General features: G+C 67.9%; 14 protein-coding genes. 8 read left to right on the forward strand and 6 right to left on the reverse strand.

The genetic code is table 11. The features are described from left to right. Window positions 1–188: 188 nt before the first annotated feature. Window positions 189–2,861 carry a glycosyl hydrolase gene (locus F6X38_RS10450; RefSeq protein WP_150969676.1) on the forward strand — a complete coding sequence of 891 codons (2,673 nt, stop codon included), beginning with the start codon at window positions 189–191 and terminating at the stop codon, window positions 2,859–2,861. A 55-nt stretch (window positions 2,862–2,916) separates the two neighbouring features. Further along, on the forward strand, window positions 2,917–4,176 hold the full coding sequence (locus tag F6X38_RS10455) for an aminopeptidase (protein ID WP_150969677.1): 1,260 nt from the start codon (window positions 2,917–2,919) through the stop codon (window positions 4,174–4,176). A 153-nt stretch (window positions 4,177–4,329) separates the two neighbouring features. Here F6X38_RS10455 and xylA read toward each other — a convergent pair whose 3' ends face one another. After that, the gene (xylA, locus tag F6X38_RS10460) at window positions 4,330–5,646 is read right to left on the reverse strand and encodes a xylose isomerase (RefSeq protein ID WP_150969678.1); all 1,317 of its coding nucleotides are present in this window, start codon (window positions 5,644–5,646) and stop codon (window positions 4,330–4,332) included. Window positions 5,647–5,707: 61 nt separating this feature from the next. After that, on the reverse strand, window positions 5,708–6,742 hold the full coding sequence (locus F6X38_RS10465) for a LacI family DNA-binding transcriptional regulator (RefSeq protein ID WP_150969679.1): 1,035 nt from the start codon (window positions 6,740–6,742) through the stop codon (window positions 5,708–5,710). Window positions 6,743–6,910: 168 nt separating this feature from the next. Here F6X38_RS10465 and F6X38_RS10470 point away from each other — a divergent pair, with 168 nt between their 5' ends. After that, window positions 6,911–7,792 (forward strand): aldo/keto reductase, encoded by an 882-nt coding sequence (locus F6X38_RS10470; RefSeq protein WP_150969680.1) that lies wholly within the window; start codon window positions 6,911–6,913, stop codon window positions 7,790–7,792. Window positions 7,793–7,879: 87 nt separating this feature from the next. Here the strand turns inward: F6X38_RS10470 and F6X38_RS10475 are convergent, their stop codons facing one another. From F6X38_RS10475 to F6X38_RS10490, 4 genes are read right to left on the reverse strand one after another with little or no spacing between them, the layout of a single operon-like run. Beyond that, complete coding sequence (locus F6X38_RS10475; protein ID WP_150969681.1) at window positions 7,880–8,773, reverse strand: carbohydrate ABC transporter permease; 894 nt, start codon at window positions 8,771–8,773, stop codon at window positions 7,880–7,882. Then, window positions 8,773–9,666 carry a carbohydrate ABC transporter permease gene (locus tag F6X38_RS10480; RefSeq protein ID WP_150969682.1) on the reverse strand — a complete coding sequence of 298 codons (894 nt, stop codon included), beginning with the start codon at window positions 9,664–9,666 and terminating at the stop codon, window positions 8,773–8,775. The genes F6X38_RS10475 and F6X38_RS10480 overlap by 1 nt, the downstream gene beginning before the upstream one ends. Beyond that, complete coding sequence (locus F6X38_RS10485) at window positions 9,663–10,754, reverse strand: ABC transporter ATP-binding protein (RefSeq protein WP_150969683.1); 1,092 nt, start codon at window positions 10,752–10,754, stop codon at window positions 9,663–9,665. Before F6X38_RS10485 ends, F6X38_RS10480 begins: the two co-directional genes overlap by 4 nt. Window positions 10,755–10,767: 13 nt before the next feature. After that, the gene (locus tag F6X38_RS10490) at window positions 10,768–12,027 is read right to left on the reverse strand and encodes an ABC transporter substrate-binding protein (protein ID WP_202617968.1); all 1,260 of its coding nucleotides are present in this window, start codon (window positions 12,025–12,027) and stop codon (window positions 10,768–10,770) included. Window positions 12,028–12,313: 286 nt separating this feature from the next. Here F6X38_RS10490 and F6X38_RS10495 point away from each other — a divergent pair, with 286 nt between their 5' ends. From F6X38_RS10495 to F6X38_RS10515, 5 genes are all read left to right on the forward strand, one after another. Beyond that, window positions 12,314–13,474 (forward strand): Gfo/Idh/MocA family protein, encoded by a 1,161-nt coding sequence (locus tag F6X38_RS10495; RefSeq protein WP_150969684.1) that lies wholly within the window; start codon window positions 12,314–12,316, stop codon window positions 13,472–13,474. Between the two features lie 17 nt (window positions 13,475–13,491). Continuing rightward, on the forward strand, window positions 13,492–14,376 hold the full coding sequence (locus tag F6X38_RS10500) for a carbohydrate ABC transporter permease (RefSeq protein ID WP_150969794.1): 885 nt from the start codon (window positions 13,492–13,494) through the stop codon (window positions 14,374–14,376). Then, a complete protein-coding gene (locus F6X38_RS10505; RefSeq protein ID WP_150969685.1) occupies window positions 14,373–15,233 on the forward strand; it encodes a carbohydrate ABC transporter permease in 861 nt (286 codons plus the stop codon). Before F6X38_RS10500 ends, F6X38_RS10505 begins: the two co-directional genes overlap by 4 nt. A gap of 38 nt (window positions 15,234–15,271) precedes the next feature. Then, on the forward strand, window positions 15,272–16,495 hold the full coding sequence (locus tag F6X38_RS10510; protein WP_150969686.1) for an ABC transporter substrate-binding protein: 1,224 nt from the start codon (window positions 15,272–15,274) through the stop codon (window positions 16,493–16,495). A gap of 80 nt (window positions 16,496–16,575) precedes the next feature. Then, on the forward strand, window positions 16,576–17,712 hold the full coding sequence (locus F6X38_RS10515) for an ABC transporter ATP-binding protein (RefSeq protein WP_150969687.1): 1,137 nt from the start codon (window positions 16,576–16,578) through the stop codon (window positions 17,710–17,712). Window positions 17,713–17,855 lie beyond the last annotated feature (143 nt).

Genomic DNA, 17,855 nt, shown 5'->3' on the forward strand with positions numbered 1-17,855 from the left:
TCGCGAGCGTCCTCTTCGCCTGGATCGCCCTTCTCGGGTGGCTCGCGGTGAAGCTCGTCATCTGGCTGATCATTCTTCTCTGAGGCGTCAGCGCGGCTTCGAACCGCGAACGCGCTTCCGCGATCGTTGATTTCGCGGCCGGCGGCCGCAGGTTCCTGTCCGGGAGCATCGACGGCCGGGAGGGATGGATGAACAGACGCGAGCTTCTCGCGGGCGGCGTGGCGACGGCCGCGCTGGCGCAGGCCGCCACGAGAGCTGCGGCGCAGACCGCTGCCCCCACGGCGGCGAGCGGCGATCCATCCGCCATTCTCGACGCGTTCCGCTCGCCGCCCGACGACGCCCGCGTGATGATGCGCTGGTGGCTGTTCGGCCCGGGCGTCACGAACGAGGAGCTCGGCCGCGAATTGCAGGCGATGAGGGACGCCGGCCTCGGCGGCGTGGAGCTCGCTTTCGTCTACCCGCTGGCGCTCGGCGACGATGGCGACTCCATCCGCAACGTTTCGCTGCTGTCGGACGAGTTCGCCGCGAACCTCCGCTTCATCTCGCAGCGCACGAAGGCGCTGGGCATGCGCCTCGACATCACCGGCGGCAGCGGCTGGTCGTATGGCGGCGCGACGATCGCCGGCGATCTCGCCGCTCATCAGCTCCGCGTCGAGACGCGCGAGGTCGCGCCGAGTCTCAAACGGCTGCCGAAGCTCGCGCCCTTCGACGGCGACGAACTGGTCGCCGCCTTCGTCGGCCGCGGCTCGATCCAGGAAACGCCGAGCCATCTGGAGCCGCTGCAGATCACCGAAACGGAGGTGCTCATTCCGGACGGCGACGGTCCGCGCGTCGTCCACCTCTACTACGCCGGCCGCACCGGGCAGGTAGTGAAGCGCGCGGCGGTCGGCGCGGAAGGCTACGTGCTCGACCATTACAACCCGGACGCCGTGCGACAGCATTTGACCGATACGACCGCGAAGCTGCTCGACGCAGCGGAGCCCGGCTCGGTCACCTGCGTCTTCTGCGACAGCCTCGAAGTCTACAAGGCGAACTGGACCCGTCGGCTGCCGGAGGAATTTGCGCGTCGGCGCGGCTACGACCTCCTGCCCCGCCTGCCGCAGCTCTTCTTCAAGACCGGCAGCGACTACGAGGCATTCCGGCGCGACTACGGCCAGACGCTGGCCGAACTCTACGCCGAGAACTTCCTCCAGCCCATGCAGGCCTTCGCGAAGGAACGCGGCATCCGCTTCCGCGTGCAGAACTACGGCGTGCCGCCCTCGACGCTGGCGAGCCACCGTTTCGCCGACATCGCGAACGGCGAAGGCTGGGGCTGGCGCACCTTCACCTCCAGCAAGTGGGCAGCTTCCGCCGGCGCGCTGTTCGGGAAGCCGGTGGTCGGCTCGGAGACCTGGACCTGGGCGCATTCGCCCGCCTTCCGCCTGACGCCGGCCGACATGCGCGGCGAGGCGCACGAGCACTTCCTGATCGGTATCAACCAGCTCATCGGACATGGCTGGCCCTATTCGCCGCCGGAAGCCGGCGAGCCGGGCTGGATGTTCTACGCGTCCTCGGCGCTCAGCGACAAAAACGCCTGGTGGCCGGCGATGCCGGACGTCGCGCGCTACCTGCAGCGCACCAGCGCCGTGCTGCGTCTCGGCAAGCCCGTACACGACGTCGCGCTGCTCCTGTCGAACGGCGACGCGCTGGCCTCCTTCCTGCCGAGCGACGACAACTACATGGACCTCTGGCGGCGCTTACGCGACCGGCTCGACCCGCGTATCGTTCCCGCCATCCTCGACGCCGGCAACTCTTACGTCGCAGCCGATGACGGCACGCTGGAACAGGCGCTCGGCCTCGGCGTCCGGGCGGTCGTGGTGCCGCATCTGCGGATGCTGGAGGCAAGCACGCTGGAGCGGCTGCGCCGCTTCGCGGCCGAGGGTGGCTGGGTCGTCGCGGTTGCCGCCGACAGGTCCGAGGTCGACGGCTTCCAGGCGGTCGACGCGGGCAACCTCTCCGCCTGGCTCACTGGTGCGATCGGCCCGGCTCTTGGCATCGAAGGCGGCGGAAGTCGGGTCGGCTTCGCGCACCGGGCGACGGAAGCCGAGGACATCTTCTTCGTCGCCAACACCGGCAACACGCCGCGCACCGTCCGGCTGCGGCCGAGAAGGGGCCGCGCCCACGCGACGATCCTCGACGCGATGACCGATACCGTCGCCGCAGCCGAAACGGCGGACACCGTCGCGCTTACGCTCCAGCCTTACGAGGCACGGATCGTCGTCTTCCACGATGCGCCCTGGCCGGGAACGGCACCGGTCGCCATGCCGAAGGGCGAGGCGCCGCAGGACTGGGGAAGCTGGACGGCGCGGATCGGCGACCAGCCGGAGCGCACCGTCAGCCTCCCCTACGACTGGGCGAGCCGCGAGCCGACGCGCTTCTATTCCGGCTCGGCGCTCTTCGCCGGTCGCGTCCAGCTGGCGCGGGTGGAGACCGGCAAGCGCTACTGGCTCGACCTCGGCGAGAGCCGGCCGCGCGAGCCCGAGCCCCTGCCGAACGGCACGCTGCGCGGCAATTCCTTCGCGGCGCTCATCCATGCGCCGGTCGGTGAGGTGGCGCGGCTGCGCGTCAACGGGCGGGACGCCGGGACCGTCTGGGCACCGCCGTTCCGGCGGGACGTGACCGAACTCCTGCGTGAGGGCGACAACGAGGTCGAGATCGAGGTGTTCAACACCAGCATCAACCGCATGGCGGCCGGCGGCACGCTGCCGGACATGGCGGCGCTCGCCGACAAGTTCGGCCAGCGCGCCGTCCTGCAGGACCTCGACGTCATCGAGCCGGTGCCCTCCGGCCTCTTCGCGCAGCCGCGCATCCTTTCGACCTGACGCCAGCGCGGCCCACACCCTTGCAGGCATTCGACGGGTTTGCGAGAACGAAGAAATGACTATCCATTCCCAGAACCTCACGCCGGCGATCGACCCGGCCATGCTCGACCGTTTCGCCTCGGTCGCCGTCAATGTCGGCCTCCGGCTGCGGCCGGGGCAGGACCTCTTCCTGACCGCGCCGGCGACTGCGCTGCCGCTGGTTCGGCTGATCGCCGAGCATGCCTACCGGGCGGGCGCTGGTCTCGTCACGCCGATCCTGTCGGACGAGGAGGTGACGCTCGCCCGCTATCGCCATGCCCGCGACGAGAGCTTCGACCGCGCGCCGGGCTGGCTCTACGAAGGCGTCGCGAAGGGCTTCGACGGCAACACGGCGCGGCTCGCCATCGTCGGCGACGACCCGATGCTGCTGTCCAACGAGGATCCGGCCAAGGTCGGACGGGCCGCGAAGGCGAACGCGCTGGCCTACGAGCCGGCGCTGCAGAAGATCGCGGGCTTCGACATCAACTGGAACATCGTCGCCTATCCCGGCGCGTCCTGGGCGGCGCGCGTCTTCCCGAACGACGAGCCGGCGGTCGCGGTGGCGAAGCTGGCGGAGGCGATCTTCGCGGCCTCGCGGCTCGGTAGCGACGATCCGGTGGCGGCGTGGGATAGGCACAATGCCGAGCTTCACCGCCGCACCGAATGGCTGAACGGACAGAACTTCGCCTCGCTGCATTTCACCGGGCCGGGCACCGACCTGACGATCGGCCTCGCCGACGGCCACGAATGGCAGGGCGGCGCCTCGACCGCGAAGAACGGCATCACCTGCAACCCGAACATCCCGACCGAGGAGGTGTTCACGACGCCGCACGCGCGACGCGTCGACGGGCACGTCTCCAGCACCAAGCCGCTGTCGCACCAGGGCTCGCTGATCGACGACATCCGGGTGCGCTTCGAAGGCGGGCGCATCGTGGAAGCGCATGCTTCGAAGGGCGAGGCGGTGCTCCTGAAGGTGCTCGACACTGACGAGGGCGCGCGGCGGCTCGGTGAGGTGGCGCTGGTGCCGCATTCCTCGCCGATCTCGCAGAGCGGGCTCCTGTTCCTCAACACGCTGTTCGACGAGAACGCCGCCTGCCACATCGCGCTCGGCCAGTGCTACGCGAAGTGCTTCCGCGACGGGGCGTCGCTGACGCCGGATCAGATCGCCGCCCAAGGCGGCAACAAGAGCCTGATCCACATCGACTGGATGATCGGCTCCGGCGAGATCGACATCGACGGCGTCGGCGCCGACGGCAGCCGCACACCGGTCTTCCGCCGCGGCGAGTGGGCAGCGTAGGCCGGCATCCGCGAGGCGGCCTCGGCGAAGGCCAACCACGACAGCCCACCGCCCCGGCTGCAATTTCGCTCCCTTCGGGAGGCCGTCATCCGGGAGCCCGTTCCGGATGACGAAAGGGGAAGACTTGGCACGACTTCCCGGAAACCGCCGCCCTCAGACGTAGCGGTTGACGATCGCTTCCAGATATTCCTGCCGGCCGGAGCGCGGCTGCGGGTTCAGCGTGCGCCCGCGCTCCGCCACCTGTTCGAGGCTCCGCTCGCCGGCGAGGATCGCCTTGTTCTCGGCCGAATCCCAGCCGGCGTAGCGCTCGGCCAGCGGGCCCTCCAGCGCCTTGTCGGCCAGCATGGCTTCGGCCGCGACGAGCGCCCGCGCGCAGGCATCCATCGAGGCGGCGTGCGCGATGACGAGGTCCTGCGGGTCGATCGACTGGCGGCGGATCTTGGCGTCGAAGTTGAGGCCGCCTGTCGAGAAGCCGCCGTGCTTCAGCATCTCGTGGAAGACGAGCGCCATCTCGCTCGCATTCATCGCGAACTGGTCCGTATCCCAGCCGAGGAGGTCGTCGCCGCGGTTGATGTCGAGCGAGCCGAACAGGTCGTTGGCGTAGGCGAGCTTCACCTCGTGGTCGAAGGAATGGCCGGCGAGGATCGCATGGTTCTGCTCGAGATTCAGCTTCACGTCCCTGACGAGGTCGTACTTCTGCAGGAAGCCGAAGACCGTCGCCGTGTCGAAGTCGTACTGGTGCTTCGTCGGCTCCTTCGGTTTCGGCTCGATCAGGATCGGCCCCTGGAAGCCGACCTTGTGCTTGTAGTCGACCAGCATCGACAGGAAGCGGCCGAGCTGGTCGAGCTCGCGCTTCATGTCGGTGTTGAGCAGCGTCTCGTAACCCTCGCGCCCGCCCCAGCAGACGTAGTTCTCGCCCTTCAGGCGATGCGTCGCGTCGAGCGCCGCCTTCACCTGGCCGACCGCATAGGCGAAGACGTCCGGGTCCGGGTTCGTTGCCGCGCCCGCCATGTAGCGGCGGTGCGAGAAAAGGTTCGCCGTGCCCCAGAGCAGGCGCACCCGCTCGGTCTCCATCTTCTGAGCGAACACGTCGACGATGCGGTTGAAGTTGTCGATCGAGCCCGACAGGTTCTCGCCTTCCGGCGCGACGTCGGCGTCGTGGAAGGTGAAGAACGGCACGTCGAGGAGGCGGAACAGCTCGAAGGCGACATCGGCCTTGGCGCGGGCCTGCGCCATCGGATCGCCTCCCTGCATCCACGGACGCATGAAGGTCTCGCCGCCGAAGGGGTCGCCGCCCGGCCAGGTGAAGGAATGCCAGTAGCAGACGGCGAACCGGAGCTGGTCCTCCATGCGCTTGCCCGCGACCTGCCGGTCCTTGTCGTAGAAGCGGAACGCCAGCGGGTCGCGGCTGCCCTCGCCCTCGAAGCTGACCGGCTTTTCCAGTCCGAAGAAACCGATTTCGGTTGCCATGCGATGCCTCCCCGATTCGATTTGAGCTACGTACCTCAGAACGGCAGCGGCAGGCAATTCCTCATTTCGGCAGGTTGTCCTTCAGGATGATCTCGATGCGGATGCGTTCCTGGTCGTCGTTGACTGCGGTGCCGGTCAGCGCCGCCATCAGGATCCGCACCGCCGAGCGCGCCTCGTGGCCGGGGTCCTGCACGATCAGCGCATCGAGCCTGTCCGCTTCCAGCAGCGGTCGCGTTTCCGCCGTCAGCTCGTGCGCGATCACCACCGGCCGGATCGCGGCATCGGCGAGCGCGTCGGCGAGCCCCGACGTTCCCGCGCCGGCGCTGTAGATGGCACAGGGCGCTCCCCACCGATCGAGCGCCTCCCGAACCGCTTCACGCGTCGACGCGACGTCGTCGCGGCCTTCCGCGACGCCGCAGATGCGCATGCCGGAAAAGCTTTCGCCGAGCGCCGCCTCGAAGCCCTCCAGCCGGTCGCGATGGTCGCGGAGGTTCCGGGAGCCGAGAACCACCAGCACGCGGCCATCGGGTCTTGCCGCGAACCGGCCGACCAGCGACGCCGCGACGCGGCCCGCCGCGCGGTTGTCGATGCCGACATAGCGGTGCCGCGCAGAGCCAGGCACGTCGGAGACGAGCGTGACCACGGGCACCCCGCGCAACGCCGCCGCGTCGATCGCCGCCCCGACCTCGGCGTCGTCCAACCCCATCGCGACGATGCCGTCCGCCGCTTCCGCCGCATGGCGCACCGCTCTAGCGAGGGGTTCGGGCGCGAAGCCCTCCATCTCGTGCAGGGTCAAAGCGAGCCGCCGCTGCCCCTCGATCCGGCAGGCCTCGCCGAGTTCCTCCGCCAGCCGCGCGACGAACGGGTTGGCGAGGCGCGGCAGAATCGCGGCGACGCGAAAGCCCGTCCGGCGGGCGAGCGCCGCAGCGCCGGCATGGCGCTCGAAGCCGAGTTCGCGCACCGCCGCCTCGACGCGGTCGATCGTGACGGGCCGGACGCCGGCGCGTCGGTTCACAACACGGTCGGCGGTGGCGAGGCTGACATTGGCGCGCCGAGCGACGTCGCGAAGCGTCGGCGCCCCTCCATCCTCGCTCATCCTCGCCGCCCCCTTCCCGCTCCCCATGCCTTCATGGCAGACGCGCCGCACCGGGAACAAGCTTCCGTGGCCGGCTCGCCATCTCGTTCCACCGCGATCGGAAGCGGACGGTTCCCGTTCGCCGGATGCGCGCCATCTCCCGCGCGGAACCAGCGGAGGGAACAGGCGATGGCCGACGTGAACGCGAAGCAGTCCGGCACCTTCCGCATCGGCGGCGAGACGGAAGTGAACCGCCTCGGCTTCGGCGCGATGCGCGTGACGGGCCAAGGCGTCTGGGGCGAGCCGGCGGACCGGCGGAAAGCGCTCGACGTCCTGAAGCGCGTGCCGGAACTCGGCGTGAACTTCATCGACACGGCCGACTCCTACGGCCCGGACGTTTCCGAGCGGCTTCTCGGCGAGGCGCTCCATCCTTATCCGGCGGGGGTGATCGTCGCGACGAAAGGCGGCCTGACGCGCACCGGCCCCGGCCAGTGGATCCCGGTCGGCCGGCCGGAATACCTGATCCAGCAGGCGCACAAGAGCTTGCGCAACCTGAAGCTCGACCGCATCCCGCTCTGGCAGCTCCATCGCATCGATCCGAAGGTGCCGCGCGACGAGCAGTTCGGCGCGATGAAGGAACTGCAGGACCAGGGCCTCGTCCAGCATCTCGGCCTCAGCAACGTTTCCGTCGAGGACATCGAGGCGGCCTCGAAGCTGGTGCAGGTGACGACCGTCCAGAACCGCTACAACCTCGCCGACCGGGCAAGCGAGGACGTGCTCGACCATTGCGAGCGGAACGGCATCGGCTTCATCCCGTGGTATCCACTGGCGGCCGGCGACCTCGCCAAGCCCGGCGCGCTGCTCGATCGCATGGCCGGCCAATACCGCGCGACGCCGGGCCAACTGGCGCTGGCCTGGGTGCTGAAGCGCAGCCCGGTGATGCTGCCGATCCCCGGCACCTCCAGCATCCAGCATTTGGAGGAGAACGTCGCGGCCGCCGCGATCGAGCTTTCCGACGCGGACTTCGCGGCGCTGGACAGCGAAGGCATGAAGGCTTCGAAGGCGGCGTGAGGCCGGCCGGGCGGCGCTACGGTCGCGGTCCCGGATCGTCGGCGCAGACCGGCTCGGCCTCGGCCGGCATGTCGATCGATACGGGGCCTACCCCTTCACCGCGCCGGCGGTGAGGCCGGAGACGATCTTGCGCTGGAACAGGAGCACGAGGACGATCAGCGGCAGCGTCACGGTGACGGAAGCCGCCATGATCTGCCCGAACGGGTACTCGTAGCGCGACGAGCCGGAGATCAGCCCGATCGCGACTGGCACCGTGCGGTTCTCGTCGGTGAGGATGAAGGTCAACGCGAACAGGAACTCGTTCCAGGCGAGGATGAAGGCGAGGATGCCGGTGGAGGCCAGCGCCGGCCCCATCAGCGGCAGGAGGATGCGCGTCAGGATGCGCCAGTGCGAGGCGCCGTCGACGATCGCAGCCTCCTCCAGCTCGCGCGGAAATTCCCGGATGAAGGTGGTCAGGATCCAGGTGGTGAAGGGCACCGTCGACAGCAGGTAGGTCAGGATCAGCGCGCTCGGCCGGTTGAACAGGCCGAGCCACTGCACGAGCTCGAACATGCCGGACAGCACCACGACCTGCGGAAAGATCGAGATCATCAGGATGAGGATCAGGACGAAGCGTCGCTGCGGGAAGCTGATCCGCCCGAGCGCGTAGGCGGCGGAGATGCCGAGGACGAGGGAAACCGCCGTGGTGCCGCTCGCGACGAAGACCGAGTTCAGCAGCGAGCGCATGAAGGAGGCGTTCTCGAACAGCGCCCGGTAATGCGTGAAGTCGAAATCCGGCAGGAGCGCGCGGTCGAACAGCCGGTCGCCCTGCTTCGTCGAGGAGACGATCGCCCAGTAGTAGGGAAACAGCGTGTAGAACAGCGACAGCGCGACCGCGAGGTAGAAGAGGATGCGCTTCACCAGCCGCTGGCGGCGGAAGCTGCCAGCAGCGCGGCGGCGTGCCGAGGTCGCCGGAAGCCGCAGCGCGGCGTCCGACGCCATCAGACTTCCCCCGCCGCGCGGTCGAGGCGAAGGAGGCCGATCAGCACGACGGCGATCAGCGCGACGATCAGGAACACCCAGGTCGAGGCCGCCGAGCCGGCGCCGAGCTCCTGGAACGAGATCAGCCGGTTTCGGGCGTAGATCGACATCGTCATGATGTTCTCGTTGCTCGCCGAGAGGATGTAGGCGAGGTCGAACATCCGGAGCGCGTCGAGCACACGGAACAGCACCGCGACGCCCAGCGCCGGGCGGAGCAGCGGCAGGGTGATCGACCAGAAGCGCTTCCAGGCCGGCACGCCGTCGACCTGCGCCGCCTCCAGGATGTCCGCCGGCATGAGCTGCAGGCCGGCGAGGATGAGGAGCACCATGAACGGCGTCGTCATCCAGACGTCGATGAAGATCGTGACGCCCATGATCAGCCAGGAGCCGGACGTCCAGGCGATGCCGCGATCGATCGCGCCCATCTCGAACAGCGCCTTGTTCACCACGCCGAACTGGTCGTTCAGCATCCAGTCCCAGATTTTCGTCGCGACCACGACCGGGATCGACCACGGGATCAGCATCGCCGCCCGCACCAGCCCGCGGCCGGGAATCGCCTCGTTGATCAGGAGCGCGATGCCGAGGCCGAGCAGCGTCTCGATCGCGACGGAGACCACGGTGAAGACCAGCGTGTTGCGCACCGATTGCCACCAGCTCGGATCGCCGAAGACTTCGCGGAAATTCTCGAAGCCGACCATCGAATAGGTGGCGGGATCGTCGAGATAGGCGTCGGTGAAGGCGAAGAAGAAGGTGCGCCCGAGCGGCCAGACCGCGACGAGCAGGAGCGCCGCCGCCATCGGCGCCAGGAACAGCCAGGCGGCGCGATGGTCGCGGCGCTCGAGCTTCGTGCTCATGCCGGCACCGCCGCCGGCCGCAGTGCCGCCGACGCGCCCGGCTCCAGCCGCCGGCCGTCCGCGCCGAACAGGAGCGCGTCCTCCGGCCGGAAAGCGAGGCCGACGCGCGCATCGATCGCGACCGCCGGCACGCGGCCGGGCAGCCGCAGCGCCCAGACGTCGTCCTCCGACAGGCGCACATAGGCGTGGTGCTCGTGGCCGAGATCCTCGATCCGCTCCAGCGTGCCGGAGACCGCGCCCTCGCCGGCCGGGACCAGCGTCAGCGCCTCCGGGCGGACGCCGATCTCGGCGACGCCCTGCGCCGCGACCAACATCGACAGTTCCCCGGCGCCGCCCAGCACGCCGCCGGCCTCGCGGACGGCGAGGAAGTTCATGCGGGGGCTACCGATGAAGCCCGCGACGAAGCGGCTTCGCGGCGAGTGGTAGAGTTCGTGCGGCGTGCCGACCTGCTCGATGACGCCGGCGTTCAGCACGACGATCCGGTCGGCGAGCGTCATCGCCTCCACCTGGTCGTGCGTCACATAGATCGTGGTGACGCCGAGGTCCTTGTGGAGGCGCGCGATCTCGACGCGCATCTCGGCACGAAGGTCGGTATCGAGGTTCGACAGCGGCTCGTCGAACAGGAACACCTCGGGCTTGCGGACCAGCGCCCGGCCGATGGCGACGCGCTGCCGCTGTCCGCCCGAAAGCTCGCGTGGCCGGCGCCCCATCAGGTGGTCGACCTTCAGGAGCTTCGCCACCTCCATGACCTTGGCGCGGATCGCGTCGCGCTTCAGGCCGGACGTCTCCAGCGCGAAGCCGATGTTCCGCTCGACGTTCATGTGCGGATAGAGCGCGTAGGACTGGAAGACGAAGGCGATGCCGCGCGCGGAGGCCGGCACGTCCGTCACCGCCTCGCCGTCGATCGCGACCTCGCCGGAGGAGACCGAGATCAGCCCGGCGATGAGCCGCAGCAGCGTGGACTTGCCGCAGCCGGACGGGCCGACGAAGACCACGAACTCGCCGTCGGCGACGGTGAGGTCGACGTTGCGGATGACGTCGACCGAATGAAAGCTCTTCGAGACGCCGCGAAGCTCGACCGATGCCATGCCGCCGGAGCCTTCAGCGGCTTTCCTTCTGCTTCTCCAGCCGCGCCGCCATCGACTTCAGGCCCCCAGGGATGTCGCCGCCGGTCAGCATGTCGTGGACGCCGCGATAGAAGGTCTGCGACACGCGGTTGTAGCTGGAGCCGGTATAGCCGGAGGGACGCGTCGCCGCGTCCTGGAAGGCGACGGTGTTGTCCTTCAGGAACGGCAGCTTCTTCAGGATGTCGGGGTCCTGGTAGAGCCTGGTGATCGAGGGATTGTAGGCCCCGTCGACGGCGCGGATCTTCTGCATCTCCGGGCCGGTGATATAGCGCACGAAGCTCGCCGCGGCGTCGGGATGCGCCGAGTATTTCGAGATCGCGACGTACATCGGCCCGAGGCAGCCGCTCGACTTCTGGCCTTCCTTGCCGACCGGCAGCGGCATGACGCCGACCTTGCCCGCGACCTTCGAGCCGTCGCCGTTCGAGGTACCCCAGACATAGGGCCAGTTGCGGTGGAACACCGAGTTGCCCGCCTCGAACACCGCGCGGGACGCCTCTTCGTCGTAGTTCAACGTGCCTTCCGGACTGATCGAGCCGATCCAGTCCTTCGCCTTCCCGATCGCCTCGGCCGCCGCCGGATTGTCGATCGTCACCTTGCCGTCCGGGTCGATGATCGTGCCGCCGCCGTTGGAGGCGACGAGCTCGATCGCGTCGCAGGTCAGGCCCTCGTAGCTCTTCGCCTGCCAGGTATAGCCCCACATGTCGGCGCTGCCGGCCGCGCGCTCCTTGTCCTGGATCGTCTTGGCGTCGCTCGCCAGCTCGTCCCAGGTCTTCGGCGGCTGCATGCCGTATTTGTCGAGGAGGTCCTTGCGGTAGTACATCAGGCCGACGTCCATATACATCGGCATCGAGATCAGCTTGCCGTCGAGGAGGCCGGCGTCGAGCGTCGCCTTGATGTGCTGGTCCTGCTCTTCCTTCGGCACGAGCGTCGAAAGGTCGAGGAGGTTGTTCTTGAAGATGCCGAGCCAGATCACGTCGAGGAACAGGACGTCGACGTCCGTCGATTTCGCCGCGAGAAGCTGCTGGAACAGCGGGATCGCGTCGTCGAGCTGCGCCGGCATCTTGTTGATGTTGGCGGTGTTGCCAGTCTTCTCGCCCCAGTTCTTCGCCGCCTTGACGCAGAGGTCGTAGTCGGTCGCACCGCAGAACATGGTGATCGTCTCGGCCTTCGCGCCGCCCGCCGCCGCCATTGGAACGAGCACGGAAGCGCAAAGCGCCAGGGTCTTCCAGGACATCGCGATCTCCCGCCGTCGACTCGAATCACCGCCATCGCCGGCGGCTCGGCACACCGGGAGGAAGTAGGAGCGAAGCTTACGGCGGTGGTCAAGAGTTGGTCTTGCGAATTTTTGAGCGCCGTCCGGAACCGCCCCGTTTCTATGCAGCCCGCTTCCGCTTTTCCATTGCAAGCCGGCTGTCGGAGTGGTCACAAGCTGCATAGGCGTCGGATTTTCGGTTGACGCACCATACCAATCCATACCAAGCTTGTCCGACAACTTGCGTCGCGTGGGGTCATCGAACGGCATGCGGGTCGGAATCATCGGGCTCGGGCATCGGCTCGGCTATCTCGGTTACGTCTTCCGCGCGATCGACGAGAGCTTCGAGATCGCCGGCTACGTCGACCCCGCGCCGGCCGGCCTGGCCGAGCTCGAAGCGAAGGGCGTCTCCGCCGGCCGGCAGTACGCCTCGCCCGCCGAGCTGATCGCGGGCGAGCGTCTCGACCTTCTGATGATCGGCTCGCCGAACCACCTGCATCTCGACCACATCAGGATCGGGCTGGAAGCCGGCCTCAAGGTCTTCTGCGAGAAGCCGATCGTCACCACGATCGAGGACAGCCTGGAACTCGCGGGCCTCATGGGACGGCACGGCCACGAGCGGCTGATGGTCGGCCTCGTGCTGCGCTATTCGCCGCTCTACCGCGACCTCCGTGCGGCGCAAGGCGCAGGCCTCCTCGGCGACGTCGTGTCGATCGAGGCGTCCGAGCATATCGAGCCCTATCACGGCGCCTTCTTCATGCGCGACTGGCGGCGCTACGAGCGTTATTCCGGCTCGTTCATGCTGGAGAAGTGCTGCCACGACCTCGACCTCTACAACGGGGTCGCGGGCGCGCGGCCGGAACGGGTGGCTAGCTTCGGCGGCCGCAAGAGCTTCGTGCCCGCGAACGACCCGGCGAAGGAAGGCGTCAACGACCTCGAGCTCTTCTACCGCAAGCCGAGCGGCTGGGAATCGACCGATAAGGTGTTCGATTCCGATGCCGACATCATCGACTACCAGGTGGCGATCGTCGAATACGCCAACGGCGTCGGCATGAACTTCCACACGAACCTCAACGTGCCGGACCAGTTCCGCCGCTTCTGCGTCATCGGCTCGCGCGGCATGGCGGAGGGCGACTTCGTGCGCGGCTATCTCGACGTGCACCGCATGCTGACCGGCGAGAAGGCGGTGTCGAACCGCTACGCCAACGAGACTGCCCTGTCGCAGCATTACGGTGCCGACGAGCAGATGGCGGCCGACATCGTCGCGCACCTGCAGCAGGGCGTCGACCTGCCCGTCTCGACGCAGGATGCGCTGGAGGCCGGCATCCTCGCGCTCTCGATGGACGAAGCGCGGGCGAAGCGCTCCGTCGTCGATCTCCGGCCCGTCTGGGACCGCTTCGACGAAGCGCTCCTCCGCCGGGCCGCCTGAGCGGCGCCGTGGGAGCCCTGTTCGACAAGCGCGGCGCGACGGTCTTCGCCTTCGCCCTTCTGGCTCCCGCGACGCTCTACCTCGCGCTGATCGTCGCCTATCCGCTGGTCGAGACCGGCATCCTGTCCTTCACCGACGCCTCGCTGAAGCGGACCACCAACTGGGTCGGTTTCGTCAACTACGCCAGGATCTTCAACGAGACCTTCGCCGACGTGGTGGTGCGCACCTTCGTCTGGACCTTCTTCTCGGTGCTGCTGAAGATGATCATCGGCACCTGCGGCGCGGTGCTGCTCAACGCCGCCGTGCCCGGCCGCACGCTGTTCCGCATCCTCACCATGCCGCCCTGGATCGTGCCGATGGCGATCGGCATCTTCATGTGGGGCTGGATGTACAACGGCCAGTTCGGCATGATCTCCGGCGTCCTGCAGAACCTCGGGCTGGTCGGCGGGCCGGTCGCCTTCCTCGCCTACGGCACCAGCGCCTTCTGGGCGACCATCGTCACCGATGTCTGGATCGGCGTGCCGCTCGTCACGCTGTACCTCCTCGCCGCCATGCAGGCGATCCCGCAGGACCTCTACGAGGCCGCCTGGACCGACGGTGCAGGCCGCTTCTACCGCTTCCGCCGCATCACCCTGCCGCTGATCGTGCCGGCGATGATCACCATGTCGATGATCTCGCTGATCTCCACCTTCAATTCCTTCGATATCATCTGGATCCTGACGAAGGGCGGCCCGTCGGGATCGACCACGACCATGATCATCGACACCTACAAGACCGCGATCGGCTCGTACAAATACGGCGAAGGCGCCGCGCGGGCGGTGCTGATCTGCCTGTTCCTGTCGGTGTTCTGCTACTTCTACTTCCGCGTCACCAGCCGCCTGTCGACGGAGCCGGCGCGATGAGCGGGCGGCCGGCGCTGATCAACCGCTATCGCTGGTGGGAGACGATCCTCATCTACGGCGGCATCGCGGTCTTCCTCGCCTTCCTGCTGGCGCCCTTCGTCGAAGGCTTCCTCGTCTCGCTGAAACCGCTCAGCCTCCTGTTCTCCTCGCCCTATCGCTTCTGGCCCGAGAATGGCTCCTTCGCCGCCTACCGGACGATGTGGCAGAGCGTGCCGGGCTTCGGCTGGTACATCTTCAACTCCTTCCTGATCTCCTTCACCGCGACCGCGGTCGTCCTCCTTCTCGTCGTGCCGGCGGCCTACGTCTTCGCGCGCTTCCCCTTTCGTGGCCGGGGTCCGCTGCTCGGGATATTCCTCGCAGTGAACATGTTCTCCGGCGCGGTGCTGCTGATCCCGCTCTACCGGCTGATGCGCTCGCTCGGCCTCCTCAACACCTACTTCGCGATGATCGTGCCGGGCGTCGCCTTTCTCATCCCCTCCGCCGTCTGGCTGCTTCGCACCTACATGCTGCGCATCCCGCGCGAGCTGGAGGAGGCGGCCTATGTCGACGGGGCGAGCTACCTCTACACGTTTCGCCGGGTGATCCTGCCGCTCGCGATGCCGGGCATCGTCGTCGTCACGATCACGACATTCATCGGCTCCTACGCGCAGCAGTTCATCTACGCGCTGACGTTCAATTCCAAGACGGAATACATGCCGCTGCCGGTCGGCCTCTTCGGCTATTTCGGCAAGCAGGAGGTGATCTGGAACGAGCTGATGGCGGCGAGCTTCGTCGGCATCCTGCCCGCGCTCGTCGTGATCTTTCTCCTGCAGCGCTACCTCGTCGCCGGCCTCACAGCGGGGGCGGTGAAGCAGTGACCACCCTTCCCTGTTCCCGACTGTCGGAGACCGTGAAAATGCGAACCAGCCTATCCCTTCTCGCGGGCGCCGCGGCGCTCCTCGCCTCGGCGGCCTTGCCCTCCGCGGCGAGCGCGGCCGATATCTCGTTCATCTATTGCGGCGACGCGATCAACCCGGTCCACGACAAGGCCTTCAAGGAGTGGAACGAGAAGAACCCGGACTCGAAGGTCGCGCCGGAACTCGTCGGCTGGGAGCAGTGCCAGGACAAGGCGACGACCCTCGCCGCCGCCGGCAACCCGGTCGGCCTCGCCTATGTCGGCTCGCGCACGCTGAAGCAGTTCGCCCAGAACGACCTCATCGTGCCGATCCCGATGACGGACGAGGAGAAGAAGAGCTACCAGCCGCACATCGTCGACACCGTCACCTTCGACGACCAGCAGTGGGGCGTGCCGATCGCCTTCTCCACCAAGGCGCTGTTCTGGAACAAGGAGCTGTTCGAGAAGGCCGGACTCGACCCGGAAAAGCCGCCGAAGACCTGGGCCGAAGAGATCGCCTTCGCCAAGCAGATCAAGGAGAAGACCGGCATCGCCGGCTACGGCCTGCCCGCCAAGACGTTCGACAACACCATGCACCAGTTCCTGCACTACGTGTACACGAACGACGGCAAGGTGACGGACGCGGACGGCAACGTCACGCTCGACAGCCCGCAGATCCTCGCGGCGCTCCAAGCGGTGAAGGACATCACGCCGTACTCGGAAGAGGGCCCGACCGCCTACGAGCAGAACGAGGTCCGCGCCATCTTCCTCGACGGCAAGGCCGGCATGATCCAGAACTCCACCGGCGCGATCAGCCGCTTGGAAGGCACCAAGCTGAAGTGGGGCGTCGCGAACCTGCCGCTCGGGCCGGACGCGAAAGGCCCGGGCACGCTCCTGATCACCGACAGCCTCGCCGTCTTCAAGGGCACCGGCATGGAGGACAAGGCGATCGAGTTCGCCAAGTTCATCACCGAGCCGAAGCGGCAGGAGGAATACGAGCTGCAGGGCAACGACGGCCTCGTGCCGCTGCGCCCGTCCGCCACCGTCGACGAGTTCGTCGCGAAGCATCCGGCCTGGAAGCCCTTCGTCGAGGGAATCCAGTACGGCGGTCCGGAGCCGCTGTTCACCGACTACAAGGGCTTCCAGGACGCGATGATCGCGATGGTCCAGTCGGTCGTGACCGGCAAGGCGAGCCCGGAGGACGCCTTGAAGAAGGCGGCCGCCGACGTCGAGCAGTACAAGTAGCATCGAGCCGGGCTGCGGGGCTCGCCCCCGCAGCCCATTTCCCCCATCGGCCACCCCGCTCGGCGACCGGAGAACATGGATTGGGACAGCTAGCCCTCGCCAAGGTGCGGAAATCCTACGACGCGCTCGAAGTGATCAAGGGCGTCGACCTCCACGTCCGCGACGGCGAGTTCGTCGTGTTCGTCGGACCGTCCGGCTGCGGCAAGTCCACACTGCTCCGCATGATTGCGGGCCTCGAGGACATCACGGCCGGCGAGATCGCCATCGACGGCCGCAAGGTCAACGACCTGCCGCCGGTGAAGCGCGGCATCGCGATGGTGTTCCAGTCTTACGCGCTTTACCCGCACATGAGCGTCTTCGAGAACATCGCCTTCCCCTTGCGGGTCGAGAAGATGGCCGAGGACAAGCTCAGGGCGCGGGTGGAGCGCGCGGCGCGCATCCTCCACCTCGACGCGCGGCTGGAGCAGCGGCCGGGCCAGCTTTCCGGCGGCCAGCGCCAACGCGTCGCGATCGGCCGCGCGATCGTGCGGGAGCCGAAGATCTTCCTGTTCGACGAGCCGCTGTCGAACCTCGACGCGGCGCTCAGGTCCGACATGCGGATCGAGCTCGCCAAGCTCCATCGCGAGCTGAAGGCGACGATGATCTACGTCACGCACGACCAGATCGAGGCGATGACCATGGCCGACCGCATTGTCGTCCTCGACGGCGGCCACATCGCCCAGACCGGCGCGCCGCTGGAGCTTTACCACAAGCCGGACAACGTCTTCGTCGCCGGCTTCATCGGAAATCCGAAGATGAACATGCTGCCCGTCGCCTGTACCGCTGCGAGCGAGGCCGGCCTCGAAGTCGACCTGATGGGCCAGAAGGCGACGATCCCCGTCGCGCCGGACGCCAACGCCGTCGGCCGTACGCTGACGCTCGGCATCCGGCCGGAGCACGTCCAGGCCGGCGAAGGCGACTTCCGCCTGTCCATGATGCCGACCGTCATCGAGCGTCTCGGCGCGCACACGGTCGCCTATGCGGCGCTGGGCGGCGCGGAGGCCGAGAACTTCTGCGCCATCCTGCCGGGCACCGCGGCGGTGCGCCCCGGCGAGGCGATCGAGGCCGGCATCCGCGCCGGCGACTGCCACCTCTTCGACGAGAAGGGGATGGCCTTCGAGCGGCGCGTCGATCTCACCGACGTCGATCTCGCGATCATGAAGGCGGCCGCCGCCTGAGGGCCTATTGGACAACCCGCCGGCGGAGGGTCGGCGAGGGATTTTTCGTCGCTCGCGAGGCGCCGAACATGAGTGATGCCGGCGGCATCGGCGAGGCTCGGCAACGTAGCGACGGCGGAAAAGCACCGCCGAACCGACCCGAG

This window comes from Plantimonas leprariae (assembly GCF_008802405.1).
Classification (GTDB): Bacteria; Pseudomonadota; Alphaproteobacteria; order Rhizobiales; family Rhizobiaceae; genus Plantimonas; species Plantimonas leprariae.